This window comes from Derxia lacustris (assembly GCF_002105195.1).
Taxonomy (GTDB): domain Bacteria; phylum Pseudomonadota; class Gammaproteobacteria; order Burkholderiales; family Burkholderiaceae_E; genus Derxia; species Derxia lacustris.
In genome coordinates, this window is the sequence record NZ_MUHU01000008.1 from 403345 (window position 1) to 427388 (window position 24044).

Below are 24044 nucleotides of genomic sequence, written 5' to 3' on the forward strand. Positions count from 1 at the left end.
GTGGCGCCCGCGCGGCGCCATGAAAAAAGCGCCGGACCCGACCGCAGAAGATGCGGAAGGGTCCGGCGCTTTTTGTTTGCTGCCGACTGTCCGAAGGCAGCCGGCGAGCTCGCCGATGTCAGTCGGCGCGACGCGGGCGGAAGCTGCCCTCGCGCCGGTCGGCGCTCGGATGGCCTTCGCGACGCGGGCCCGACGGCTTGGCGCCGTAGCCCGGACGACCGCCGCTGCCCGGCTTGCGCGGGCCGCTGCCCGGACGGCTCGGGCCGCCCGGCTTGCCGTTCATGGGACGCGGCTGACGCTTGGGTTCGAGGCCGACGATGGTCTCGACCGGAATCGGCTGCGACGTGAAGCGCTCGATGCGGCGGATCGCGCCGGCATCGCGGTGCTCGACGATGGTCACCGCGAGACCGCTGCGGCCAGCCCGGCCGGTACGGCCGATGCGGTGCACATAGTCTTCGGCGGTCATCGGCAGACCGTAGTTGATGACGTGGCTGATGGTCGGCACGTCGATGCCGCGGGCGGCAACGTCGGTCGCCACCAGCACGCGCAGACGGCCTTCGCGCAGCTTGGTCAGCGTGCGATTGCGCTGGCCTTGCGGCATGCCGCCGTGCAGGGCGGCAGCGGCGTGACCGTCGTCTTCCAGGCGCTCGGCGAGCCAGTCGGCATCGCGTTGCGTGGACGTGAAGACGATGGCCTGTTGCACGTCGACGCCGCGCAGCAGGTGGTCGAGCAGCGCGTTCTTGTGCTCGATGTCGTCGGCCCAGTGCAGGCGCTGCGAGATGTCGGTATGCACATCGCGGTGATTGGCCAGCTCGATGCGACGCGGTTCGCGCATCAGGCCTTCGGCGAGGCGTGCGACCGGACCGGCGAACGTGGCCGAGAACAGCAGCGTCTGACGATCGGCCGGGGTCGCGTCGGCGACTTCACGGATGTCGTCGATGAAGCCCATGTCGAGCATGCGGTCGGCTTCGTCGAGGACCAGGGTCTTGACGTTGCTCAGGTCGAGCTTGCCGTTGCGGATGTGATCGAGCAGGCGACCGGGCGTGCCGATCACGATGTCGAGGTGGCCGCGCAACTGCTGCAGCTGACGGCCGTAGGGCACGCCGCCGACGATGGTGGCGATGCGCAGCCAGCGCAGTTCGGACGTGAGTTCGAACGTGGCTTGCGCGACTTGCTGCGCCAGTTCGCGCGTCGGCGCCATCACGAGGATGCGCGGCGTCTGAACCTTGAAATTGCGCGATTCGCGCGGGGCCGGGCGGCGGTCGGGGCCACCACGGCGGTCGTCGAAGCGGCGCGAATCTTCGCGCGGCTCGGGCCGGTCGCGGCCCTCGGGCTTGCCGGCTTCAGCGATGGCGTGAAGCGCCGGCAGCATGAATGCGGCGGTCTTGCCGCTGCCCGTGGACGACGAAACCATCAGGTCGACGCCGGTCATGGCGGTCGGGATGGTCTGGATCTGGACGGGGGTCGGATCGGAAAAACCCAGGGCCTGGACGGCCTTGAGCAAAGCGGGATGCAATCCCAGCGTGTCAAATGACATGGACTCTCGCGAACGAAGAGAAGTGAGCCGTGGCGGCGGGGCATCGCCTGCAACCTGCGTGCCCGGTTCGGTAGCTTGTCCACGGAAGCTGTCATTTCGCGAGGGCCGCGAAGACCGTGGAAAACCGAAGGAGGGGGGATAAGGCCGGAGGGGATGAAGATTGCGTAGACGGACGAGGTCAGCTGCGCAAGTCGCGGATTATACGCATGAATCCGACCAACCCGACCGGAAATTTGCTGCGCCGCCCTGGCGCACCGTGGCGGGGCGGCGCAGCGGGCTTCAGGCGGCCTTGATCGCGTCGAAGGTGCGGGCCATTTCGGCGGCGCCGATCTCGTCGGCAATGGTGGCTGCGGCGAGCGGATCGGCGCCGGCAGTCCAGGCCGGTTCGAGGTCGTCGCGCAGCGCCATCGACAGCGCGTGATTGAGTTCCTGCGTGTCCCAGGCGTAGCCGGCATCGCGCAGCGCCGACTGCATCGCGTTCTGAACCAGACTGCGCACGACCATGTGCGGCTCGGAATAGGGAACGCTGTCGGCCCGGCCGGCGGCCGCATCGACGCAGGCACGCACATCGAGCGAGGCATGGCCGCGGCAGGCCAGCGGCCGCACGGCATAGATGAGGCAGGCGCCCTTCTCGATGAACGGGCAGCGCCGGCGCAGCTTGACGCGCGCCGCCTCGTCGAGGCCGCGCGTGATCTTGTCGGCATCGAACACGCGCTGTTCCAGGTCGATGCCCATGCGCGCGAGCGCCGGCCGCGCCGCCCGCATGAAGCGCGCGATCAGCAGCACCTCGGGCGAGGTGGCCGACACGCGCAGCGTGCAGCAGGTGGCGCAGCCCTTGTGGCAGGCGATCTCCGGCTGGCCTTCAGACTGGAGCGCCACATTGCCCTCGAAACTGTCGAAGGCCTGCGACAGCACCGCGTCGATCAGCCTGGGATTGCCGCGAAAGCGTTCGAGGGTCTGGGAGTAGGCGTCGTGCAGTGCCTTGAAGAAGGCGAGCGGGCCGGCATCGTCGGCGGTGAGGGCGGCAGCGGTCATGGGATGGTTTCGCGCAGGTCGTTGATATGTCCGCAGCCAGCCGTCGACGGGGCAACGGTGTATACGGCTTGATAGAGCGCGAGTGTCGCGTGCGCGGCCGCCCGCGCGCAGACCCGGTCGCGCGCGACCTTTGACCTGACGCAACCGAAAGCGGCTTGGCCCGGCCGACACGCATCGGCCTGTCACGCTCGGCTGCCAGCGCGCCGCGCGATCGCGCTTGAATTGAGCGGCCACTTCCGCGCTGCCGCTGGGTCTTTCACTGGGGTTTCCACCCGGTCCATACCAATCAGTACGGGCTTGTAAGCTTTCGTTAAGACTCGGTGCGAATGATCCGCCCAGCCTTGCCATACGCAGCCGAATGGCAGGCGCGGCGCGGCGTCATTCACTACACAAATCACCGGGAGGAAGACATGACCGACAAGGTCTATGCGCGGGTTCGCGCGAATCCGAAATTCGAGCGTCTGGTCGCCAGTCGCGGCCGCTATGCCGCCACCATGGCCGGCATCGTCGGCGTGGTGTTCTACGGCTTCGTCATGGTCGTGGCCTTCAATCCGGCGCTGCTCGGCAAGCCGGTGTCGGAAGGCTCGGCGCTGACCGTGGGCGTGCTGGCCGAACTGCTGATGTTCGCGCTCTTCCTCACGCTCACCGGGCTGTACGTGCATCGCGCCAACGGCGAATTCGATGCGCTGACCGCCGACATCCTGGCCGAAGCGGCCGTGGAGCCGCGCCGATGAAATCCGCCTTCCGCAATCCGCTGGTGCTTGCCGCCGCCTTCGCCGCGCCGGCCCTCACGCTGGCCGCGCCGGCCGTCGAGGCGGCCGAGAAGCAGCCGCTCAACATCTCGGCCATCGCGATGTTCCTGCTCTTCGTGCTGATGACGATGGGCATCACCTACTGGGCCTCGCGCAAGACGCAGTCGGCGGCCGACTTCTACACGGCTGGCGGCGGCATCACCGGCTTCCAGAACGGGCTGGCGATCGCCGGCGACTACATGTCGGCGGCCACGCTGCTGGGCCTGACCGCGCTGGTGTTCGACAAGGGCTACGACGGCTACATCTACACGATCGCCTTCTTCGTCGGCTGGCCGATGATCCTGTTCCTCATGGCCGAGCGGCTGCGCAATCTGGGCCGCTTCACCTTTGCCGACATCACGTCCTACCGGCTCGACCAGGGCAAGGTGCGCACGATGGCGGCGATCTCGTCGCTGGTGGTGGTGAGCTTCTATCTGATCGCGCAGATGGTCGGCGCGGGCCAGCTCATCAAGCTGCTGTTCGGGCTCGATTACGAGCTGGCCATCGTGGTGGTGGGCGCGCTGATGATGGTCTACGTCATCTTCGGCGGCATGATCGCCACCACCTGGGTGCAGATCATCAAGGCCTGCCTGCTACTGGCCGGCGGCACGGCGGTCTGCGTGCTGGCGTTCTCGAAGTTCGACTTCTCGTACACCGAGCTGGTTGCGCGCGCCTCCGAAGCCCACAAGCTCGGCGACAAGCTGATGGCGCCCGGCGCGCTGATGGCCGACCCGATCAATGCGGTGTCGCTCTGCCTGGGCCTGATGTTCGGCATCGCCGGTCTGCCGCACATCCTGATGCGCTTCTTCACCGTCACCGACGCCAAGGAAGCGCGCAAGTCGGTGCTCTATGCCTCGGGCTTCATCGGCTACTTCTTCAACGTGATTTTCCTGATGGGCCTGGCGGCCATCGTCATCGTCGGCAAGGACCCGGGCTTTTTCACCGGCGGCAAGCTGAACGGCGGCGGCAACATGGTCGCGATGCATCTGGCCAAGGCGGTCGGCGGCGATCTGCTGCTGGGCTTCCTGGCGGCGGTGGCCTTCGCGACGATTCTGGCGGTGGTGTCGGGGCTGGCGCTGGCCGGTGCGTCGGCCATCTCGCATGACCTGTATGCGCGCGTCATCAAGAAGGGCACGGCCACCGACAAGGAGGAGATGAAGGTGTCGCGCATCGCCACGCTGGCGCTCGGGCTGGTGGCGGTCACGCTCGGCATCCTGTTCGAGAAGCAGAACGTGGCCTTCATGGTCGGGCTGGCCTTCGGCATCGCGGCGGCGGGCAATTTCCCGGTGCTCATCCTGTCGATGTACTGGAAGGGCCTGACCACGCGCGGCGCGCTGGCCGGCGGCTACGGCGGCCTCGTGTCGGCCGTGACCTTCGTGGTGCTGTCGAAGTCGGTGTGGGTGACGGTGCTGGGCAATCCGGCGCCGATCTTCCCGTATGAGCAGCCGGCGCTGTTCGCGATGCCGATCGCGTTTGGCTTGGCGATCTTCTTCTCGGTCACCGAGCGCAGCGCGCGTTCGCGTGCCGAGCAGCTGGCCTTCGACGACCAGTTCGTGCGCGCGCAGACCGGCCTCGGCGCGGCGGCGGCAAGCAAGCACTGAGCTTGACGTCGGCTCCCGGCAACGGCGGATTTGCGCGCGCGCAAGCCGCATTGCCGGGAGCTTTCAATCGATTGCCGGATTTGATGCAGGTCATCCCCGGAAGTGGCGCCAGGGCGTGCCATGGAGGCTCCCAATCCAGGAGACAACCATGCAAGCCCTCAGCGACTTCCTCACGACCGACTACGGACTGATGAGCGCGGTGGTGATCGCGTTCTGCGTGCTCGGCGCCGGCTTCTTCGTGAACTTCGTGCGCAAGCACATCAAGGAAGACACGGCGCGCGCCGCCGCTGCCGCTGCCACGGCCCGGCCCGGCCACTCGCACTGAGGCTTGCGCGCCGACTGCGCCTGTACCATCGGCCGCATTCTTTCGAGGGGTGCGGCAAGGTGCTGGAGATCAGGTCGGTTCATCACATCGCGATCATCGCGTCCGATTACGGGCGTTCGCGGCGCTTCTACACCGAGGTGCTCGGCCTGCAAGTGATTGCCGAGACCCACCGCGCCGAACGCGATTCCTGGAAGCTCGATCTGGCCGTCCCCGGCGGCGCGCAGATCGAGCTTTTTTCGTTTCCGGCACCGCCCGCGCGGCCGTCACGGCCCGAGGCCTGCGGACTGCGCCATCTGGCCTTTGCGGTGGCCGACATCGAGGCGGCGGTGGCCGCCTTGCGCGCCGCCGGCGTCGAGCACGAGCCGATCCGGCTCGATGAACTGACCGGCCGGCGCTTCGTGTTCTTCAGCGATCCCGACGCTCTGCCGCTCGAACTCTACGAAGCCTGAGCGATGACTGCGCTGCTCGGGCTCAACCTCGGCCGGGATGCGGCGGCGGCGCTGTTCGTCGATGGCCGGCTGGTGGCGGCGGTGGAGCAGGAGCGCTTCGATGCCGATCGGCATTCGGCGGCGTTTCCGGCGCAGGCGATTGGCTTTGTGCTGGCGCAGGCCGGACTTGCGGCGCGCGAGGTGACCGCGCTGGCCATCGGCGATGACCGGATCGACGACGCGCATCGTGCGGCGCTGCTGGCGCTCGGTTTGCCGGCGGCGACGCTGGTGCCGCATGCGCTGGCCCACGCGGCCGGTGCGTTCTGCGGCAGCGGCTTTGACTCCGCGGCGGTGCTCGTGGCCGATGGTCATGCGCATGGCGATGCGACGGCGGTCTTCGCCGCCGATGCGGACGGGCTGACGCAGCTCGCCGGCTGGGGCGATGCGCATGCGCCGGGGCGCTTCTATGCCGAGGCGACCGCGCTCTGCGGGCTGGCGACGCGGCCCGGGCAGGAAGGCAAGCTCATGGGGCTGGCGCCATGGGGCACCGACGGGGCCGGCTTGAAAACGCTGCCGCGCCACTCCGCCGTTGAAGTCGGCAGCGGCAATCCGCGTGACCAGACCGGCGCGCTCGCAGCGCCCCAACTCGCGCCTGCGCTCGTTGCCGCCGCCAACCCGGCCGAACCCTTCGGCGCCGCCTCGCGCGCCATCGCCTTCGCGGCGCAGCAGGCGCTTGAGCAATTCATGCTGGCGCTCGCCCGCCACGCGCTCGCGCTGACCGGCGCGACGCGGCTCTGCCTCGCCGGCGGCGTCGCGCTCAACTGCAATGTCAATGCGCTGATCGCCGCGCTGCCGGGACTCGATGCGCTGTACGTGCAGCCGGCCGCCAACAACACCGGCACGGCGGTCGGCGCGGCGGCCTGGCTGCATCGTGAGCTGACCGGCACGCGCGCCGTCGTCGACGAGCAGGTCTACCTCGGCCCCGCGCTCGACGACAGCGACACCGCTATCGCCCAAGCCAGCGCCGCCGGCCGCATCCGCGCGCGCCGCCTCGCCGACCCCATCGCCGAAGCCGCCGCGCGCATCGCCGCCGGCAAGGTCATCGGCTGGTGCCAGGGCCGCGCCGAGTTCGGCCCGCGCGCGCTCGGCAACCGCTCCATCCTCGCGCTGCCGGCCAGCGCCGCCATGCGCGACCGCGTCAACGCCATCAAGCGCCGCGAGCCCTGGCGCCCGCTCGCGCCGTCGGTGCTGGCCGAGGCGGCTGCCGACTGGTTCGATGCCGCGCGCCCGTCGCCGCACATGCTGCTCACCTTCCAGGTCCGCGCCGACCGCCGCGCCCGTATCCCGGCCGTCGCCCACGTCGACGGCAGCGCCCGCGTGCAGACCGTCAGCGCGCACGACAACCCGCGCTACCACGCACTCATCGCCGAAGTCGGCCGGCTCACCGGCCTGCCGCTCGTGCTCAACACCTCGCTCAACACCCGCAGCAAGCCGATGGTGCTGACCGCGCGCGACTGCATCGACTGCCTGCTCGACAGCGGCCTCGACGCGGCCGTGATCGACGACTGGCTGGTGCTGCCGGCGTAAAAAAACGGGCCGGCGAATCGCTCCGCCGGCCCGTTCCTGTGCAGCAAGCAAGCCTGCATCAGCGCATCACAGCGCCTCGCTCGCGTAATCGGCCAGCCGCGAGCGTTCGCCGCGCGCCAGCGTCACATGGCCCGAATGCGGCCAGCCCTTGAAGCGGTCCACCACGTAGGTCAGCCCGCTCGACCCTTCGGTGAGATAGGGCGTGTCGATCTGCGCGATGTTGCCGAGGCAGACCACCTTGGTGCCCGGGCCGGCGCGGGTGATGAGCGTCTTCATCTGCTTCGGCGTCAGGTTCTGCGCCTCGTCGATGATCAGGTACTTGCTCACGAAGGTGCGACCGCGCATGAAGTTCATGCTCTTGATCTTGATCTTCGAGCGGATCACGTCGGCACTGCTCTGCTTGCCCCATTCGCCGCCGGCATTGCTGCTGTAGGTGCCGCCGTAGCCGCCGCCGGCGCCGCTGGTCTCGCCGCCGCCCAGCAGCACCTCGATGTTGTCGTCGAAGGCGCCCATCCACGGCGCCATCTTTTCTTCCTCGGTGCCGGGCAGAAAGCCGATGTCCTCGCCGACCGGCACCGTCGCGCGCGTCACGATGATTTCGGTATAGCGCCGCGTGTCCAGGCATTGCGACAGCCCCGCCGCCAGCGCCAGCAGCGTCTTGCCGGTGCCGGCCTGACCCAGCAGCGTGACGAAGTCGCACTCCGGATTCATCAGCAGATTCAGCGCGAAGTTCTGCTCGCGGTTGCGCGCCGTGATGCCCCAGATGCCGTTCTTGTTGTGCGTGAAGTCGCGCAGCGTCTGTAGCACGGCCGTCTTGCCGTTCACCTCGCGCACCTGGGCGTAGAGCGGCGCCTCGCCGTCCTTGCCCTCGTAGTACACGAACTGGTTGACCATGAAGGCCGTCACCAGCGGCCCGCTCACGCGATAGAACGTGGAGCCCTGCTGCTGCCAGCTCTCCACGCCCTTGCCGTGGCGTTGCCAGAAATTGTCCGGCAGCGCCAGCCAGCCCGAATAGAGCAGGTCGGTGTCTTCGAGAACATGGTCGTTGAAGTAGTCCTCGGCCGGCAGACTCAACGCGCGCGCCTTGATGCGCATGTTGATGTCCTTGGTCACCAGCACCACCAGCCGCTCGGGCTTGCTCTCCTGCAAGGCGCGGACCACGCCGAGGATCTGGTTGTCGGCCTTGCCGGTCTCCAGCCCCGACGGCAGCAGGTTGGCGAAGATCTGGGTCTGGAAGTAGAGCCGGCCACCGGCGTCGCGGTTGCCCAGACTCGCCAGCGCCAGCCCGCCCTCGATGTCGACCGAGGTGCCGGCCGCCTCGATCAGCGCATCGAGCGTGCGGCTCACCTGGCGCACATTGCGCGACACCTCGCTCATGCCCTTCTTGTGATTGTCGAGTTCCTCGAGCGTCATGATCGGCAGATAGACGTCGTGCTCTTCAAATCGGAACAGCGAGCTCGGGTCGTGCATCAGCACATTGGTGTCGAGCACGAACAGCTTCTTCACGCCGATGTCGGCGCCGTCCTTGATGCCGCCGCGCTTGGTGGTGGTGGCGCGATGGGCGGCGGCCTGGCGCGGCGTGACCGGCGCGACGGGCGGGCGCTCGGCGATCCGGCCGATCGGCGTCTTGCTCCTGGCGACCGGCGGCGGCACCGGAATGCGCGAGCCGCTCTTGGCCGGCGCGCTGCGGGCCGGCGCGATCTTGGGCGCGGTCGCGACATCGAGCGCCTCGGTCAGATCGGCCACATCGGCGATCTCGACGGCGGCGATCGGATCGAGCTCGGGCACGACGGCCGGCGTGGCGGCAATTTCGGGATCGATCAGCGCCAGCGTGGCCTGTTGTGCATCCGCCGCATTGGCGGCGGGCTCCGGCGACGCGACGCTGGCACCGGCAAGCCGTTTTCGCGCCGGTGCGCGACGCGCTTGCGCGGGCTCGAAATCGGTGAGCAGGGTGGCGGGCTTGGTAGGCGCTTTGGGCAGTGGCATGCGTGCGATCAGCTGAAGAGTGGGAAAACGGAGTGCCCGCGAAGGGCCGGCAGCCAGGCGCCAAAAACAAAGCCGCTCGGGACAACGGGGTCCGGAGCGGCTGGGGCGAGCTGCCGTGTGGAAGGTGCTGCGCGCCGGCAACTGAGGCCAGGCGGTCGGCGGCGCGGGATGAACGGGGTGGAACTCAATCGGGTCGCGCCATTCAAGAAAGCTGTGATTTTCGAGTCGCTTCGTCGAACTGCGTCGCGCGCGCCGCCCGCAGGCGACGCGGATTCAACTTAACCAAGCGCCTGCACTTGCGCAAGCACGGCCGCCACATGGCCCGGCACCTTCACGCCGCGCCATTCGGCTTGCACCACGCCTTCGGCATCGATGACGAAGGTTGAGCGCTCGATGCCGCGCACCTGCTTGCCGTACATGTTCTTGAGCTTCATCACGCCGAACAGCTCACAGACCTTTTCATCCGGATCGGACAGCAGCTCGAACGGAAAGGCCTGCTTGGCCTTGAAGTTTTCATGCGATTTGAGGCTGTCGCGGCTCACGCCGATCACGTCGGCGCCGGCGGCCTGGAACTCGGCGTACTGGTCGCGGAAGCCTTGACCTTCGGTCGTGCAGCCGGGCGTGCTGTCCTTGGGATAGAAGTACAGCACCGTGATGCGGCCGCGCGCCTCGGCCGGCGAGAAGGTCTTGCCGCCGGTGAGCGGGGCCGAGAAATCGGGGACGGCCTTGCCGATGAGGCTGGGCGTGTCGGACATGCGGACTCCTGTCGTGATTGTTGGCGAGCAGCTCGGATAAGCATGGCGCAGGCCAGTTGCAGCGCATTCAGCCCAGCAAAAACACGCCGGCCACGCTGCGGCCCTCGGCCATGAGGATGTTGTAGGTGCGGCAGGCGGCCTTGGTATCCATGCATTCCACGCCGATGCGGCGCGCGATCAGCTGGGCGATCAGCCGTGGATGGATGAAGCGCTGCTTCGCGCCCGTGCCGAGAATGACCACCTCGGGCGAATGCGCCAGCACCGCCTCGAATTGCTCGGCCGCGAGCGCCTCAAAGTTGGCGGCGGGCCAGTCCTCGACCGGCGCCGTCGGCGTGACGAGCACCGCCGTTTCATGCCGGCGGGCGTTGATCTCGATGAAGCCGTCGCCGTAGGCGGTGACGGTGTTGAGCGAATTGGGGGCGTCGGTATGCAGCTTCACGCAGGACTCCGGGGAATCGGGGGATTCTAGCCACGCCGGTTTCCCGGCCTGGCGGCGGGGGCGGGGAGTGGGGCGCTTCGGCTAGAATTTCGGGTTCCCGAGCGCATTTTTTGTTCCTCGCGCACGTCAATCCCGGAGTTGCAAAAGTGATCGATTTTCCCCGCATCAAACGCCTGCCGCCCTATGTCTTCAACATCACCGCCGAGTTGAAGATGGCCGCCCGGCGTCGCGGCGAAGACATCATCGACATGAGCATGGGCAACCCTGACGGTTCCACGCCCCAGCACATCGTCGACAAGCTGGTCGAGGCCAGCCAGCGGCCCGATACCCACGGTTATTCGGTCAGCAAGGGCATTCCGCGCCTGCGCCGCGCCATCACCAACTGGTACAAGTCGCGCTACGAGGTCGAGTTCGATCCCGACAGCGAAGCCATCGTGACCATCGGCTCCAAGGAAGGTCTGGCCCATCTGATGCTCGCCACGCTCGATCGCGGCGACACGGTGCTGGTGCCCAACCCGAGCTACCCGATCCACATCTACGGCGCGATCATCGCCGGCGCCGACATCCGCTCGGTGCGCATGACGCCCGGCGTCGACTTCTTCGAGGAGCTGGAGCGCGCGATCCGCGAGACGCTGCCCAAGCCCAAGATGATGATCATGGGCTTCCCCAGCAACCCCACCGCGCAGTGCGTCGATCTCGCCTTCTTCGAGCGCGTCATCAAGCTGGCCAAGGAACACAACATCCTCGTGGTGCACGACCTGGCCTATGCCGACATCTGCTTCGACGGCTATCAGGCGCCGTCGATCATGCAGATCCCGGGCGCGCGCGATGTGGCGGTCGAGTTCTTCACGATGAGCAAGAGCTACAACATGGCCGGCTGGCGCATCGGCTACATGGTCGGCAATAAAGAGATGGTGGCCGCGCTCGCGCGCATGAAGAGCTATCACGACTACGGCACCTTCACGCCCATTCAAGTGGCGTCGATCGCCGCGCTCGAAGGCCCGCAGGACTGCGTCAAGGAAATCACCGCGCAGTACCAGAGCCGCCGCGACGTGCTGGTGAAGGGCCTGCACGAAATCGGCTGGGACGTCGAGGTGCCCAAGGCGTCGATGTACATCTGGGCCAGGATTCCGGAGTTCTACGCCAAGCTCGGCTCGCTCGAATTCGCCAAGCGCATCCTGGCCGACGCCAAGGTGGCGGTGTCGCCGGGCATCGGCTTTGGCGACTATGGCGACGACCATGTGCGCTTTGCGCTCATCGAGAACGAGCAGCGCACCAAGCAGGCGCTGCGCGGCCTGAAGGACATGTTCCGCAAGGACGGTCTGCTGCAAAAGTCGGCGGCCTGATGAGCGCCGGCCTGTGCGTCGTCGATCTGCACGATGCCGACGGGCGCTTTACCGGCGCCGGCTGGCTCGAACGCGCCTGGCCGGTGCATCGGCAGCTGCGGCCGCATCTGGATGAACTGGCGGCGTATGTGCAGCGCATCGAGGCGGTGACCGCCGGCGGCGCGCGCATGGCGCTAGCGGTGGACGACGGCGACGCGGTGCTCGGCGTGGCGGTCTACCGCTGGTTCGCCAACACCCATGACGGTCTGCGCTTCTACGTCGACGATCTCGTCACCGACGAAGCGCGCCGTTCGGCCGGCGTCGGCCATTTGCTGCTCGACTGGCTGCGACACCGCGCCGTCGCGCTCGGCTGCGACAGTTTCACGCTCGAATCGGGCACCCAGCGTCAACAGGCGCACAAGTTCTACTTCCGCGAAGGCATGGCGATCCCGTCCTTCAGTTTCAAGGCAGCGCTCAAAACATCATGAAACCCATCAAAGTCGGTCTGCTCGGCATCGGTACCGTGGGCAGCGGTACGTTCAAGGTCCTCCAGCGCAATCAGGGTGAAATCACTCGCCGCGCCGGTCGCGGCATCGAGATTGCGATGGTCGCCGACCTGAACACCGCTCGCGCGCGCCAGCTGGTGGGCAACGCCGCCACGGTCACCGACAACGGTCGCGACGTGGTGACCAACCCCGAGATCGACGTGGTGGTCGAGCTGATCGGCGGCACCGGCATCGCCAAGGAGCTGGTGCTCGAAGCCATCGCCAACGGCAAGCATGTGGTCACGGCCAACAAGCATCTGCTGGCCAAGTACGGCAACGAGATCTTCGCGGCGGCGCACGAAAAGGGCGTGAGCGTGGCCTTCGAGGCGGCGGTGGCCGGCGGCATTCCGGTCATCAAGGCGCTGCGCGAAGGGCTGACGGCCAATCGCATCGAATGGATCGCCGGGATCATCAACGGCACGACCAACTTCATCCTGTCGGAGATGCGCAGCAAGGGGCTGTCCTTCGACACGGTGCTCAAGCAGGCGCAGGAACTCGGCTATGCCGAGGCCGACCCGACCTTCGACATCGAGGGCATCGACGCGGCGCACAAGATCACGCTGATGAGCGCCATCGCCTTCGGCATCCCGGTGCAGTTCGAGAAGGCGCATGTCGAGGGCATCACCAAGCTCACGCCGGCCGACATCGAGTACGCGGAAGAACTCGGCTATCGCATCAAGCTGCTCGGCATCACGCGGCGCACCGCCGACGGCATCGAGCTGCGCGTTCACCCCACGCTGGTGCCGGCCAAGCATCTGATCGCCAACGTGGAAGGCGTGATGAACAGCGTGCTGGTCAAGGGCGACGCGGTCGGCCAGACGCTGTACTACGGCGCCGGCGCCGGCAGCGAGCCGACCGCCTCGGCCGTGATTGCCGACTTGGTCGACATCGCGCGCACCGCCACCGCCGATCCGCACAACCGCGTGCCGCATCTGGCCTTCCAGCAGGGCGAGCTGGCCGACACGCCGATCCTGCCGCTCGGCAAGATCGTGTCGAGCTACTACCTGCGCATCCGCGTCGCCAACAAGACCGGCGTGCTGGCCGACATCACCCGCGTGATGGCCGACCACGACATTTCCATCGATGCGCTGCTGCAGAAGGAGCCGGCCGAGGGCGAGGCGCATGCCGAGATCATCGTGCTGACGCATCAGACGGTGGAAGCCAACCTCGATGCGGCGATCGCGAAGATCGAGGCGCTGGCGACGGTGGTCGGCCACGTCGTGCGCATCCGCCAGGAAGACCTGAGCTGACATGGCCGCGACGACGACCGCCATCGCCCCGGGCGACGCGCTGCTCGTCGTCGACGTGCAGAACTGCTTCTGCCCGGGCGGCGCGCTGGCCGTGCCCGAGGGCGACGCGGTCGTGCCGGTCATCAACGCGCTCGCGCCGCGCTTCGCCAACGTGGTGCTGACGCAGGACTGGCATCCGGCCGGGCACATCTCGTTCGCGTCGCAGCACGCCGGGCGCCAGCCCTTCGAGACGATTGCGCTGCCCTACGGCGAGCAAGTGCTGTGGCCCGATCACGCGGTGCAGGCCACGCCGGGCGCCGAGCTGCATCCGGCGCTGGCCGTGCCGAATGCGCGGCTGATCCTGCGCAAGGGCATGAACCCGCTGGTCGACAGCTACTCGGCCTTCCTCGAAGCCGACCGCAAGAGCGACACCGGCCTCGCCGCGTGGCTGCGGTCGCAAGGCGTAACCCGCGTGTTCTGCGTCGGTCTTGCGCTCGACTATTGCGTCGCCTGGACCGCGCTCGACGCGCGCGCCGCCGGCTTCGACGTGACGGTGATCGAGAACGCCTGCCGCGCCATCGACGCCAACGGCTCGCTCGCGGCGGCCCGGGCAAGCATGACGGCGGCCGGCATCGCGCTGCTGCCGTCGCTCGACTGACGCCCCCTGTCCGGAGCCCGCCTTGCGCCTGCTGCTCGCCATCCTGCTGCCGTTCTCCGTCTTCTTCACGATCGGTCGCCCGATCGCCGGGATCGTCTGCCTGATCCTGCAAATCACCCTCGTCGGCTGGCTGCCGGCGGCCATCTGGGCCGTCTACGCACTCAGCCAATACAACACCGACAAGAAGATCGAGCGCGCGCTCGGCCACCGCTAAAGCCATGAAGTATTTCAGCACCCGGGGCGCCGCCCATGCCGCGCCCAAGTCCTTCCTCGACATCCTGCTGGCCGGCCTCGCCGACGACGGCGGCCTCTACCTGCCGACCGAATATCCGCAGGTGACGGCGGCCGAACTGAGCGCCTGGCGCGGCCTGAGCTATGCCGATCTCGCGTTCGAGATCATCCGCAAGTTCGCCGACGACATCCCGGCCGACGATCTGCACGCGATCACGCGGCGCGTCTACACGCCCGAGGTCTATCGCAACGTGCGCGACGGCGAGAACGCCGCCGACATCACGCCGCTGCGCGTGTTGGGCGAGGAGGGCGGCACGACGCTGGCGCTGCTGGCGCTGTCGAACGGGCCGACGCTGGCGTTCAAGGACATGGCGATGCAGCTGATCGGCGCGCTGTTCGAGTACGCGCTCGCCAGGACCGGCCAGCATCTGAACATCCTCGGCGCCACCTCGGGCGACACCGGCTCGGCGGCCGAATATGCGATGCGTGGCCGCAAGGGCGTGAAGGTCTTCATGCTGTCGCCCAAGGGCAAGATGAGCGCCTTCCAGACCGCGCAGATGTTCAGCCTGCAAGACCCGAACATCTTCAACCTCGCGGTCGAGGGCGTGTTCGACGACGCGCAGGACATCGTCAAGGCGGTGTCGAACGATCCGGCGTTCAAGGCCAAGTGGGCGATCGGCACGGTCAACTCGATCAACTGGGCGCGCGTCGTGGCCCAGGTCGTCTACTACTTCAAGGGCTATTTCGCGGCCACCAAGGCCAACGACGAGCGCGTGAGCTTCACCGTGCCGTCGGGCAATTTCGGCAACATCTGCGCCGGCCACATCGCGCGGATGATGGGTCTGCCGGTCGCCAGGCTGGTCTGCGCGACCAACGAGAACGACGTGCTCGACGAGTTCTTCCGCACCGGCAGCTATCGCCCGCGCAAGGGCGCCGAGACCTGGCACACCAGCTCGCCGTCGATGGACATCAGCAAGGCGAGCAATTTCGAGCGCTTCGTGTTCGACCTGTTCGGCCGCGACGCCGACGAGTTCCGCCGCACCTGGGTGAAGATCGATTCGGAAGGCAGCTTCACGCTCGACGAAGAAATGCGCGCCCGCATCCGCGACGAGTTCGGCTTTGCGTCGGGGCGGTCGTCGCATGAAGACCGGCTGGCCACCATTCGCGACATCGATGCGCGCTACGGCGTGGTCGTCGATACGCACACCGCCGACGGCATCAAGGCGGCGCGCGAGCAGCTGGAGCCGGGCATTCCGATGATCGTGCTGGAGACGGCGCTGCCGGCGAAGTTCACCGAAACCATCGAGCAGGCGCTCGGCCGGCCCGCGCCGCGCCCGCAGGGCTTCGAGCATCTCGAAGGGCTGCCGCAGCGCTTCGACGTGCTGCCGGCCGACACCGAGGCGGTCAAGGCCTACATCGTGAAGCACGCAACCTGATGAAGGTCTTCGGCATCACCGGCTGGTCGGGCGCCGGCAAGACGACGCTGATCGAGCGGCTGCTGCCGGCGCTGACCGCGCGCGGCCTGCGGGTGTCGGTCATCAAGCACACGCACCACAACTTCGACATCGACAAGCCGGGCAAGGACAGCTTCCGCATCCGCGAGGCCGGCGCGCATGAAGTGCTGCTGGCCGGCGATCACCGCTGGGCGCTGATGCACGAGCTGCGCGACGAGCATGAGCCGCCGCTGGAGGCACAACTCGCGCGCATGGCGCCGGTCGATCTGGTGATCGTCGAGGGCTACAAGCGCGCGCCGATGCCCAAGCTGGAGGTGTGGCGCGCCGAGAACGGCAAGCCCACGCGCTTTGGCGAGGACGACACGGTGGTCGGCCTGGCCTACGACGGCACGCCGCCCGACAATTGCCCGCTGCCGACGCTGCTGCTGTCCGACATCGACGCCATCGCGAGCTTTGCCACGCTGCATGCGCTCGACGTGACGATCGAGGCGCATGCGCGGCTGCTCGGGCCGATCCGCTGAGGCCGACATGAAGATCCGCATCCTCTACTTCGCCGCGCTGCGCGACGCGCTCGACCGCGCCGACGAAACGCTCGACACGCCGGCCGCCAGCGTGGCCGAACTGCGCGCCGAGCTGGCCGCGCGCGGCGGCGCCTGGGCCGAGCGCTTTGCTGCCGACAGCCCGGCCGCGCGCCGCGTGAAAGTGGCGGTCGACCAGAGCATGGCCACCGCCGACACCGCGCTGCACGAGGGCGCGGAAGTGGCCTTCTTCCCGCCCGTGACCGGCGGCTGACACCGCAGCGCCCGAGGAGCCAGCCATGCCCGTCCGCGTCCAGACCGAAGACTTCGACCTCGGCGCCGAGATCGCCGCGCTGCGTGCCGGCGATCCGCGCGTGGGCGCGGTCGCGACCTTCCTCGGCACGGTGCGCGACGCCAATCCCGACCTCGGCGACGGCGTGGTGCGCGAGCTGGTGCTGGAGCACTACCCGGGCATGACCGAGAAGGCGCTCGAAGCGATCTGCGCCGAGGCGCGCACGCGCTGGGACTTGCTCGACATCCTCGTCATCCATCGCGTCGGGCCGTTGCGGCCGACCGATCAGATCGTGCTGGTGGCGGTGACGAGCGCGCATCGCGGCGAAGCCTTTGCCGCCTGCGAGTTCGTGATGGACTGGCTCAAGACCCGCGCGCCGTTCTGGAAGAAGGAACGCACGCCCGATGGCGAGCGCTGGGTCGAGGCGCGCGACAGCGACGACTCCGCCGCCGCGCGCTGGTGATGCCGCGTCGGCCTATTCGGCCACCGGCATGCTGAACTCGGCGCCGCGCGCCGTGCTCTCGGGCCAGCGCTGCATCACGCTCTTCTGCCGGGTGTAGAAGCGCACGCCTTCCTCGCCGTAGGCATGCATGTCGCCGAACAGGCTGCGCTTCCAGCCGCCGAAGCCATGCCAGGCCATCGGCACCGGGATCGGCACATTGATGCCGACCATGCCCACCTGGATGCGCCGCGCGAATTCGCGCGCGATGTTGCCGTCGCGGGTGTAGCAGGCCACGCCGTTGCCAAACTCGTGCGCGTTGATGAGCTCGACCGCCTCGGCGAAATCCTTGACCCGCACGCAGGCCAGCACCGGGCCGAAGATCTCTTCCTTGTAGATGCGCATCTCGGGCGTCACATGGTCGAACAGCGTGCCGCCGGTGAAGAAGCCTTCCTCATGCCCCTTCACCTTGTGGCCGCGCCCGTCCACCACCAGCGTCGCGCCTTCGGCCGCGCCGAGGGCGATGTAGTTCTCGATGCGCTCCAGCGCCGCGCGCGCTACGATCGGGCCCATCTCCACCGCCGGGTCCATGCCGTTGCCGATGCTCAGCGCGCGGGCGCGCTCGGCGAGGCGGGCCACCACGGTGTCGGCGATGTCGCCGACCAGCAGCGCCACGCTGATCGCCATGCAGCGCTCGCCGGCCGAGCCGTAGGCCGCGCCGATCAGCGCATCCACCGCCTGGTCGAGGTCGGCATCGGGCATCACGACCATGTGGTTCTTGGCGCCGCCGAGCGCCTGCACGCGCTTGCCGGCGCGCGCGCCGCGCTCGTAGATCGACTGCGCGATCGGCGTCGAGCCGACGAAGCTCAGCGCCGCCACGTCGGGATGCTCGATCAGCGCATCGACCGCCGCCTTGTCGCCCTGCACCACGTTGAACACGCCGTCCGGCAGGCCGGCCTCGCGCAGCAGCTCGGCCATGAAGATCGCGGCCGACGGATCGCGCTCGCTCGGCTTGAGCACGAAGCTGTTGCCGCAGGCGAGCGCGACCGGAAACATCCAGCACGGGACCATGCACGGAAAGTTGAACGGCGTGATGCCGGCGACCACGCCGAGCGGCTGGCGCAGCGTCCAGTTGTCGATGCCGGTCGAGACCTGCTCGGTGTAGTCGCCCTTGAGCAGCTGCGGAATGCCGCAGGCGAATTCGACGATGTCGATGCCGCGCATCACCTCGCCCTGGGCGTCGCTGAAGACCTTGCCATGCTCGGCGGTGATGATCGCGGCCAGCGCGTCCTTGCGTTCGTTCATCAGCGCGAGGAAGTTGTTGATGACCCGGGCGCGGCGGATCGGCGGCGTGTTGGCCCAGCCGGGAAAGGCGGCCCGCGCCGCAGCCACGGCGGCATCGACCTCGGCCTGGCCGCCGAGCGCGATCTGACGCGCGACCTGGCCGGTCGCCGGGTTGTAGACCGGCTGGCGCCGCGCGCCGCCGGCCACCGGCTTGCCGCCGATGAAATGGCCGATGTCGGCGGTCGAGGTGAAGGCTTCGGGTGCGCCCATGACGGTCTCCTGTGGTTGTCGCAATCGCGGCCAGTGTAGGAAGCGCGCGCCGCTTTGAGAACGCCGGATGGCTGACTACATTGTTCGCCATTCCGAACAATCGTCGGCTCGCGCGGCACCGGCAAGGCAGCGTCCGCCGGCTGCCCCAGCGCCGGCGCGCCGCCATGACCACCGACCGCATCGCACCGCTCGTCGCCGACGTCCATCTGCTCACCGTCATCGGCGAGACGCGCAGCTTCACCCAGGCGGCGCGCCGGCTGAGCCTGTCGAAGGCCTCGGTCAGCGCGCGCATCGCCGAGCTGGAGCGGGCTATCGGCGTGCCGCTGGTGCGGCGTACCACGCGCTCGGTGGCGTTGACCGATGCGGGCCAGCGGCTGGTGGACGACACCGCGCCGGCCTTCGCGCGCATCGGCCAGACGCTGGCCGGCGTGGCCGATCTGGCCGGCGCGCCGCGCGGCCTGCTGCGCGTGACGGCGCCGGTGGCGCTCGGTCGTCAGCATCTGGCGCCGACGCTCGCGGCCTTCTGCGCGCGCTATCCCGAAATCCGGCTCGACCTCGATCTGAGCGACCGGTTGGTCAATCTGGCGCAGGAAGGCTTCGACCTGGCGCTGCGCCACACCCATCAGCCGCCCGACACCCATGTGGCCTGGGAGCTGTGCGCGACCCGCACCGTGGCGGTCGCGTCGGCGGCCTATCTCGATGCGCGCGGCCGGCCGGCCCGGCCCGGCGATCTGGCCGGGCATGCCTGCCTCGGCTATCTGCGCGATGGCGCACTCAACTGGGCCTTCGAGCGCGGCGCCGGGCGCGGCCGGATCGAGCGCGTGAGCGTGGCGGTGAGCGGGCCGCTGCGCGCCAACAACAGCGAGGTGCTGCGCCAGGCGCTGCTGGCCGGCGCCGGCATCGGGCTGCTGCCCGATTTCAGCGTGATGGCGGAGCTGACGGCGGGCCGGCTGCTGCCGGTGCTGCCGGAATGGCGGCCGGTCGGCGTGTTCGGGCCCAAGCTGTATGCGCTGCGGCCCTGGTCGCCGCAGCTGCCGCGCGCGGTGCAGTGCTTCGTCGATCACCTCAAGGCGGTGTTCGCCGCCGGCTTCGGGCCGCCGGGCTGAGCCGGCTCAGGCGGCGCGGCCGCCCGGCGTCAGCGCAAACAGCTCCGGCCGCGCCGCCTTGTAGCGCCGCAGCCAGAGCAGGCTTTCCGGCGCCAGCGTCTTGATCGCCTTCCACAGCTCGATGCGCGCCGCCTCGTCGTCGGCGCCGCTGGCCAGCGTCTCGCCGACCGACCACCACGCATCCCAGTCGATCTTGTCGAAGGCGGCGCGGAAGGCGGGCGGCAGCCGGCGCGCCACGTCGGCCATCAGGCGCAGGCGCTCCTCCACCGCGCGCCGGGCCATGCGCGAGTTGAAGAAGGCCGCGGCATCGGTCTCGTAGGAAAAGCTCAGGATGACCGCGCCGGCGTCGTCGAAGATGCCGAGCTGGGCCGCGACCAGCAGGTCGGGCGCCAGCTCGCCGGGCGCCGCGCTCATTGCGCGACCGCCTTCGGCCGCTTGCCGTGGAACTTGATTTCGGCCACTTCCATCGTGGTCGGCGGCGGGCTCTTGAAGATGCTCTTCTTCATCCTGCCGACCACATGCATCTCGCAGGCCTTGCAGTCGAAGCGCAGCGTCAGCTTTTCGTCGCCGTTCACCAGCGTCATCGGCTCGGCCTTGACCTGACCCTGCACGCCGGTCACGCCCTTGGCCTGCTTGGGGCAGAGGTTGAAGCTGAAGCGCAGGCAGTGCTTGGTAATCATCAGCGACACCTCGCCGGCTTCCTCATGCGCCTCGTAGGCGGCGGCGATCAGCTTGACGCCGTGCCTGGCGTAGAAGGCGCGCGCCTTGTCGTTGTAGACGTTGGCCAGATAGCTCAGCGACTCGTCGGGATAGGCGACCGGCGGCTCGACCGGCGTGGTGCGCGCCGGGCGCCGATAGGCCGCAAGCCGCGCCGCTTCGAGCTTGTCGACCGCATCGCGGCGCAGCGCATTGATCGCCGACGCCGGCAGAAACCACGGCTGCGCGGTCGCGATGCTCACGTCGTGCGCTACAAAGATCGTTGCGCCGAGCTTGCCGAGGCCGTCGCGCAGCGCCTGCTCGGCGCGCGCCGCGTCCTGCGCCGGCTGCCTGTCGATGGCGAGCGTCGCCGTCGCCTCATGGCCGTCGTCGTCGGTGAGCGTGAGCGCCACGCCGTCGCGCGTGTCGGCGAGCCTCATCCACAGGCCAATGCGGCGGTCGGCCGACTTCTTCGCCAACGCCTGCTCGAACAGCACATCGCGGTTGCGCGCGATTTCCAGGCCGATGCGCACATCCTTCAGCTCGGGCACCGGCACATTGGTGTGCACGCGCCAGAACTGGCGGTCGTCGCTCGGCGCGGCGAGCTTTTCGACCCGGTCGGCACGCACGCCGGCGATGTCGCGCTTGCGGTCGGTCCAGCTCAAACCGTCGCCGTTGCGCAGCGCCTCGGTGGTCTCGATGTCGAACCAGGTCGGGCCGACCTTGGCGACCTTGCCGACCGGCAGGCCCACATGGCCCGGCGCGTCGAAGGCGCCGATGTCCTCCTTGCGCCCGGTCACGAAGTAGTCGGTCGTGCCGCGGTTGAAGGTCTTCTCCGGCTCGGGCCGGAAGGTGTAGGTGCAGCGGCCCGACGACTCGCGGTGCAGCTCGGGCCGCGCCTCGATGATCTCGTCGAGCAGCAGCCGGTAGTGCGCGGTGATGTTCTTGACGTAGGCCATCTCCTTGTAGCGGCCCTCGATCTTGAAACTGCGCACGCCGGCATCGACCAGCGCTGCGAGGTTGGCGCTCTGGTCGTTGTCCTTCATCGACAGCAGATGCTTGTCGTAGGCCACGACGGCGCCCGTGCTGTCGGTGAGCGTGTAGGGCAGGCGGCAGGCCTGCGAGCAGTCGCCGCGATTGGCGCTGCGGCCGGTGTGGGCGTGGCTGATGTAGCACTGGCCGCTGAAGGCAACGCACAAGGCGCCGTGCACGAAGAACTCGATGACCGCGCTGCTCGCCTCGGCGCAGGCGCGCACCTCGTCGAGCGTGAGTTCGCGCGCCAGCACGATCTGCGACAGGCCGGCGTCGCCGAGGAAGCGCGCCTTCTCCACGGTGCGGATGTCGCACTGCGTGCTGGCGTGCAGCTGGATCGGCGGCAGGTCGAGTTCGAGCAGGCTCATGTCCTGGACGATGAGCGCGTCGGCGCCGGCGTCGTACAGCTCGTGCACCAGCTTGCGTGCCGGCTCCAGCTCGCTGTCGTGAAGGATGGTGTTGAGCGTGACGAACACCTTGCTGCCGAAGCGGTGCGCATGCGCCGCGAGCCGGCCGATGTCGGCCACCGAGTTGTCGGCGCTGCTGCGCGCGCCGAAGGCCGGTCCGCCGATATAGACAGCGTCCGCGCCGTGGTTGACCGCCTCGATGCCGATGTCGGCGGTCTTGGCGGGGGAAAGCAGTTCGAGGGCGGGGCGGGGCGTGGGCATGGCGGCGGTCCGGCAAAGCTTGAGTCGAACGGTCGAGTGTACGGCGCGCGCTGCGGGCGGCCACGCGTTCATCGGCGCGTCACCTGCCTGTCACCGGCGCGCGGGATCGTCGCGGGCTGTTCATTGCCACGACGAGGCCCGCGCCATGCCCGATTCCAAGCCCACGCCCGACGACGATCTCGTCCAGCGCATCCACCGCGACCTCATCGACGGCTACGACGAGGAGTTCGAGATGGAGCTGGAGGACCGCACCATCGACGACCTCGCCGACGGCGGCATGCGCCCGCTGACCGATGACGAGAAGGACTATCGCCGCCGCTATTTCCGCGAGCTGTTCCGGCTCCAGGGCGAGCTGGTCAAGCTCCAGGACTGGGTCGTGCACACCAAACAGAAGGTCGTGATCCTGTTCGAGGGCCGCGACGCGGCGGGCAAGGGCGGCGTCATCAAGCGCATCACCCAGCGGCTCAATCCGCGCGTGGCCCGGGTCGCGGCGCTGCCGGCGCCCAACGACCGCGAACGCACGCAGTGGTACTTCCAGCGCTACGTCAGCCATCTGCCGGCGGCCGGCGAGATCGTGCTGTTCGACCGCAGCTGGTACAACCGCGCCGGCGTCGAGCGGGTGATGGGCTTCTGCTCCGACGACGATGCCGAGGAGTTCTTCCGCACCGTGCCCGAGTTCGAAAAGATGCTGGTGCGCTCGGGCATCACGCTCATCAAGTACTGGTTCTCGATCACCGACGAGGAGCAGGAACTGCGCTTCCTCGGCCGCATCCACGATCCGCTCAAGCAATGGAAGCTGAGCCCGATGGACCTGGAAAGCCGCCGCCGCTGGGAGGACTACACCCGCGTGAAGGAGGAGATGCTGGAGCGCACCCACATTCCCGAGGCGCCGTGGTGGGTGGTGCAGGCGGTCGACAAGAAGCGCGCGCGGCTCAATTGCATCGCGCATCTGCTCGGCCACTTTGCCTACGAGGAGATCGAGCGCGCGCCCATCGTGCTGCCCGAGCGCGTGCGCCATGAGGACTATCTGCGCCGGCCGGTGCCGCCGGAAATGATCGTGCCCGAAGTGTTCTGATGCGCCGGTCCGCGACTGCCGCCCGCCTCGGCGCGGCGGCGCTGACGGCGGCGCTGCAAGCCGGGCCCGCCTGCGCCGCCCGCCCGATGATTACCGACGACGCGCGCGTGGTGGACCCGCATTCCTGCCAGGTCGAAAGCTGGGTGCGCCGCAACGAGGACAGCAGCGAGTTCTGGGCCCTGCCGGCCTGCAATCTGGGCGGCTTTGAACTGGCGCTCGGCGGCGCGCGCGGCCGCGATGCCGAAGGCACGCGCACCACCGACGTGGTGCTCCAGGCCAAGACGCTGCTCAAGCCGCTCGACGTCAACGGCTGGGGCCTGGGGCTGGCGGTCGGCAATGTCAACCATCCGTCGCTCGACAGCAGCCGCGCCATGATCGGCGACCTCTACGTGAATCTGCCGGCCAGCTTCTCGTTCCGCGACGACGCCTTCGTGCTGCATCTCAACGCCGGTCTGCTGCGCGAGAAGGCCACGGCGCAGGCGCGCGCCACCTGGGGCCTGGGCAGCGAGACGCAGCTGTCGGAGCGCTTCTGGCTCATCGCCGAGAGCTTTGGCCAGGGCGGCAGCCCGGCGTTTGCGCAGCTCGGGCTGCGCTGGTGGCTGCTGCCCAACCGGCTGCAAGTCGACCTCACCGGCGGCGCGCACATCGGCGGGCGGCTCGATCAGCGCTGGATGAGCCTGGGCCTGCGCGTGCTGTCCGACGCCTTCCTGCCCTGACGCCGGGGCCGCCGGGCGCGCC

Annotated in this window: 25 protein-coding genes; 17 read left to right on the forward strand and 8 right to left on the reverse strand. The window is 68.6% G+C overall.

What is annotated here, in order from left to right; translation table 11 throughout:
• Positions 1–118: 118 nt before the first annotated feature.
• Together B9P64_RS08535 and B9P64_RS08540 are read right to left on the reverse strand one after the other, a co-directional pair.
• On the reverse strand, positions 119–1537 hold the full coding sequence (locus tag B9P64_RS08535) for a DEAD/DEAH box helicase (protein ID WP_085315782.1): 1419 nt from the start codon (positions 1535–1537) through the stop codon (positions 119–121).
• Positions 1538–1816: 279 nt separating this feature from the next.
• Positions 1817–2572 (reverse strand): YkgJ family cysteine cluster protein, encoded by a 756-nt coding sequence (locus B9P64_RS08540; protein ID WP_085315783.1) that lies wholly within the window; start codon positions 2570–2572, stop codon positions 1817–1819.
• Positions 2573–2982: 410 nt separating this feature from the next.
• Here B9P64_RS08540 and B9P64_RS08545 point away from each other — a divergent pair, with 410 nt between their 5' ends.
• From B9P64_RS08545 to B9P64_RS08565, 5 genes are all read left to right on the forward strand, one after another.
• Complete coding sequence (locus B9P64_RS08545) at positions 2983–3306, forward strand: DUF485 domain-containing protein (RefSeq protein WP_085315784.1); 324 nt, start codon at positions 2983–2985, stop codon at positions 3304–3306.
• A complete protein-coding gene (locus tag B9P64_RS08550) occupies positions 3303–4964 on the forward strand; it encodes a cation acetate symporter (protein WP_085315785.1) in 1662 nt (553 codons plus the stop codon). The genes B9P64_RS08545 and B9P64_RS08550 overlap by 4 nt, the downstream gene beginning before the upstream one ends.
• A gap of 148 nt (positions 4965–5112) precedes the next feature.
• On the forward strand, positions 5113–5289 hold the full coding sequence (locus B9P64_RS08555; protein ID WP_085315786.1) for a DUF3149 domain-containing protein: 177 nt from the start codon (positions 5113–5115) through the stop codon (positions 5287–5289).
• Between the two features lie 62 nt (positions 5290–5351).
• Positions 5352–5738 (forward strand): SMU1112c/YaeR family gloxylase I-like metalloprotein, encoded by a 387-nt coding sequence (gloA2, locus tag B9P64_RS08560; protein ID WP_217808668.1) that lies wholly within the window; start codon positions 5352–5354, stop codon positions 5736–5738.
• A 3-nt stretch (positions 5739–5741) separates the two neighbouring features.
• Entirely contained in the window at positions 5742–7304 is a 1563-nt protein-coding gene (locus B9P64_RS08565) for a carbamoyltransferase C-terminal domain-containing protein (RefSeq protein ID WP_085315788.1), read from the forward strand.
• A 66-nt stretch (positions 7305–7370) separates the two neighbouring features.
• On the opposite strand, the gene B9P64_RS08570 is transcribed toward B9P64_RS08565, so the two are convergent.
• The 3 genes from B9P64_RS08570 to B9P64_RS08580 all read right to left on the reverse strand — a co-directional run bounded on the left by B9P64_RS08570 (position 7371) and on the right by B9P64_RS08580 (position 10484).
• On the reverse strand, positions 7371–9290 hold the full coding sequence (locus B9P64_RS08570) for a PhoH family protein (RefSeq protein WP_085315789.1): 1920 nt from the start codon (positions 9288–9290) through the stop codon (positions 7371–7373).
• A gap of 278 nt (positions 9291–9568) precedes the next feature.
• Positions 9569–10045 (reverse strand): peroxiredoxin, encoded by a 477-nt coding sequence (locus B9P64_RS08575; protein ID WP_085315790.1) that lies wholly within the window; start codon positions 10043–10045, stop codon positions 9569–9571.
• Positions 10046–10112: 67 nt separating this feature from the next.
• Complete coding sequence (locus B9P64_RS08580; RefSeq protein ID WP_085315791.1) at positions 10113–10484, reverse strand: Mth938-like domain-containing protein; 372 nt, start codon at positions 10482–10484, stop codon at positions 10113–10115.
• 146 nt (positions 10485–10630) lie between these two features.
• Between B9P64_RS08580 and alaC the strand changes: the two genes are divergently transcribed.
• From alaC to moaE, 9 genes are read left to right on the forward strand one after another with little or no spacing between them, the layout of a single operon-like run.
• A complete protein-coding gene (gene alaC, locus B9P64_RS08585) occupies positions 10631–11830 on the forward strand; it encodes an alanine transaminase (protein WP_085315792.1) in 1200 nt (399 codons plus the stop codon).
• On the forward strand, positions 11830–12297 hold the full coding sequence (locus B9P64_RS08590) for a GNAT family N-acetyltransferase (RefSeq protein ID WP_139826210.1): 468 nt from the start codon (positions 11830–11832) through the stop codon (positions 12295–12297). Before alaC ends, B9P64_RS08590 begins: the two co-directional genes overlap by 1 nt.
• On the forward strand, positions 12294–13604 hold the full coding sequence (locus tag B9P64_RS08595) for a homoserine dehydrogenase (protein WP_085315793.1): 1311 nt from the start codon (positions 12294–12296) through the stop codon (positions 13602–13604). The genes B9P64_RS08590 and B9P64_RS08595 overlap by 4 nt, the downstream gene beginning before the upstream one ends.
• A 1-nt stretch (position 13605) precedes the next feature.
• On the forward strand, positions 13606–14241 hold the full coding sequence (gene pncA, locus B9P64_RS08600; protein ID WP_085315794.1) for a bifunctional nicotinamidase/pyrazinamidase: 636 nt from the start codon (positions 13606–13608) through the stop codon (positions 14239–14241).
• Positions 14242–14263: 22 nt separating this feature from the next.
• Entirely contained in the window at positions 14264–14455 is a 192-nt protein-coding gene (locus tag B9P64_RS08605) for a YqaE/Pmp3 family membrane protein (RefSeq protein WP_085315795.1), read from the forward strand.
• Positions 14456–14459: 4 nt separating this feature from the next.
• Positions 14460–15908: a threonine synthase gene (thrC, locus tag B9P64_RS08610; RefSeq protein ID WP_085315796.1), complete on the forward strand. Its 1449-nt coding sequence runs from the start codon at positions 14460–14462 to the stop codon at positions 15906–15908.
• Entirely contained in the window at positions 15905–16447 is a 543-nt protein-coding gene (mobB, locus tag B9P64_RS08615; RefSeq protein WP_217808669.1) for a molybdopterin-guanine dinucleotide biosynthesis protein B, read from the forward strand. The genes thrC and mobB overlap by 4 nt, the downstream gene beginning before the upstream one ends.
• Before the next feature lie 7 nt (positions 16448–16454).
• Complete coding sequence (moaD, locus tag B9P64_RS08620) at positions 16455–16718, forward strand: molybdopterin converting factor subunit 1 (protein WP_085315798.1); 264 nt, start codon at positions 16455–16457, stop codon at positions 16716–16718.
• 25 nt (positions 16719–16743) lie between these two features.
• Positions 16744–17199: a molybdopterin synthase catalytic subunit MoaE gene (gene moaE / locus B9P64_RS08625; RefSeq protein ID WP_085315799.1), complete on the forward strand. Its 456-nt coding sequence runs from the start codon at positions 16744–16746 to the stop codon at positions 17197–17199.
• A 12-nt stretch (positions 17200–17211) separates the two neighbouring features.
• On the opposite strand, the gene B9P64_RS08630 is transcribed toward moaE, so the two are convergent.
• Positions 17212–18729, reverse strand: coding sequence for a CoA-acylating methylmalonate-semialdehyde dehydrogenase (locus B9P64_RS08630; protein ID WP_085315800.1), 1518 nt, complete (start codon positions 18727–18729; stop codon positions 17212–17214).
• Between the two features lie 164 nt (positions 18730–18893).
• Here B9P64_RS08630 and B9P64_RS08635 point away from each other — a divergent pair, with 164 nt between their 5' ends.
• The gene (locus B9P64_RS08635) at positions 18894–19835 is read left to right on the forward strand and encodes a LysR family transcriptional regulator (RefSeq protein WP_085316022.1); all 942 of its coding nucleotides are present in this window, start codon (positions 18894–18896) and stop codon (positions 19833–19835) included.
• Positions 19836–19841: 6 nt separating this feature from the next.
• Here B9P64_RS08635 and B9P64_RS08640 read toward each other — a convergent pair whose 3' ends face one another.
• Positions 19842–20249, reverse strand: a complete 408-nt coding sequence (locus B9P64_RS08640) for a ribonuclease HepT family protein (protein ID WP_085315801.1) — start codon at positions 20247–20249, stop codon at positions 19842–19844.
• Positions 20246–22231, reverse strand: coding sequence for a peptidase U32 family protein (locus tag B9P64_RS08645; protein WP_085315802.1), 1986 nt, complete (start codon positions 22229–22231; stop codon positions 20246–20248). The genes B9P64_RS08640 and B9P64_RS08645 overlap by 4 nt, the downstream gene beginning before the upstream one ends.
• A 145-nt stretch (positions 22232–22376) precedes the next feature.
• Between B9P64_RS08645 and ppk2 the strand changes: the two genes are divergently transcribed.
• Positions 22377–23306, forward strand: a complete 930-nt coding sequence (gene ppk2 / locus B9P64_RS08650; RefSeq protein ID WP_085315803.1) for a polyphosphate kinase 2 — start codon at positions 22377–22379, stop codon at positions 23304–23306.
• Positions 23306–24022: a hypothetical protein gene (locus B9P64_RS08655; protein WP_085315804.1), complete on the forward strand. Its 717-nt coding sequence runs from the start codon at positions 23306–23308 to the stop codon at positions 24020–24022. Before ppk2 ends, B9P64_RS08655 begins: the two co-directional genes overlap by 1 nt.
• The last annotated feature ends 22 nt before the right edge of the window (positions 24023–24044 follow it).

What these genes read in the sequence shown, in the direction of transcription:
- B9P64_RS08535 (WP_085315782.1), bottom strand. Translation starts at nt 1,537, where the DNA reads ATGTCATTTGACACGCTGGGATTGCATCCCGCTTTGCTCAAGGCCGTC.
- B9P64_RS08540 (WP_085315783.1), bottom strand. Translation starts at nt 2,572, where the DNA reads ATGACCGCTGCCGCCCTCACCGCCGACGATGCCGGCCCGCTCGCCTTC.
- B9P64_RS08545 (WP_085315784.1), top strand. Translation starts at nt 2,983, where the DNA reads ATGACCGACAAGGTCTATGCGCGGGTTCGCGCGAATCCGAAATTCGAG.
- B9P64_RS08550 (WP_085315785.1), top strand. Translation starts at nt 3,303, where the DNA reads ATGAAATCCGCCTTCCGCAATCCGCTGGTGCTTGCCGCCGCCTTCGCC.
- B9P64_RS08555 (WP_085315786.1), top strand. Translation starts at nt 5,113, where the DNA reads ATGCAAGCCCTCAGCGACTTCCTCACGACCGACTACGGACTGATGAGC.
- B9P64_RS08565 (WP_085315788.1), top strand. Translation starts at nt 5,742, where the DNA reads ATGACTGCGCTGCTCGGGCTCAACCTCGGCCGGGATGCGGCGGCGGCG.
- B9P64_RS08570 (WP_085315789.1), bottom strand. Translation starts at nt 9,290, where the DNA reads ATGCCACTGCCCAAAGCGCCTACCAAGCCCGCCACCCTGCTCACCGAT.
- B9P64_RS08575 (WP_085315790.1), bottom strand. Translation starts at nt 10,045, where the DNA reads ATGTCCGACACGCCCAGCCTCATCGGCAAGGCCGTCCCCGATTTCTCG.
- B9P64_RS08590 (WP_139826210.1), top strand. Translation starts at nt 11,830, where the DNA reads ATGAGCGCCGGCCTGTGCGTCGTCGATCTGCACGATGCCGACGGGCGC.
- B9P64_RS08595 (WP_085315793.1), top strand. Translation starts at nt 12,294, where the DNA reads ATGAAACCCATCAAAGTCGGTCTGCTCGGCATCGGTACCGTGGGCAGC.
- pncA (WP_085315794.1), top strand. Translation starts at nt 13,606, where the DNA reads ATGGCCGCGACGACGACCGCCATCGCCCCGGGCGACGCGCTGCTCGTC.
- thrC (WP_085315796.1), top strand. Translation starts at nt 14,460, where the DNA reads ATGAAGTATTTCAGCACCCGGGGCGCCGCCCATGCCGCGCCCAAGTCC.
- moaD (WP_085315798.1), top strand. Translation starts at nt 16,455, where the DNA reads ATGAAGATCCGCATCCTCTACTTCGCCGCGCTGCGCGACGCGCTCGAC.
- moaE (WP_085315799.1), top strand. Translation starts at nt 16,744, where the DNA reads ATGCCCGTCCGCGTCCAGACCGAAGACTTCGACCTCGGCGCCGAGATC.
- B9P64_RS08630 (WP_085315800.1), bottom strand. Translation starts at nt 18,729, where the DNA reads ATGGGCGCACCCGAAGCCTTCACCTCGACCGCCGACATCGGCCATTTC.
- B9P64_RS08635 (WP_085316022.1), top strand. Translation starts at nt 18,894, where the DNA reads ATGACCACCGACCGCATCGCACCGCTCGTCGCCGACGTCCATCTGCTC.
- B9P64_RS08640 (WP_085315801.1), bottom strand. Translation starts at nt 20,249, where the DNA reads ATGAGCGCGGCGCCCGGCGAGCTGGCGCCCGACCTGCTGGTCGCGGCC.
- B9P64_RS08645 (WP_085315802.1), bottom strand. Translation starts at nt 22,231, where the DNA reads ATGCCCACGCCCCGCCCCGCCCTCGAACTGCTTTCCCCCGCCAAGACC.
- ppk2 (WP_085315803.1), top strand. Translation starts at nt 22,377, where the DNA reads ATGCCCGATTCCAAGCCCACGCCCGACGACGATCTCGTCCAGCGCATC.
- B9P64_RS08655 (WP_085315804.1), top strand. Translation starts at nt 23,306, where the DNA reads ATGCGCCGGTCCGCGACTGCCGCCCGCCTCGGCGCGGCGGCGCTGACG.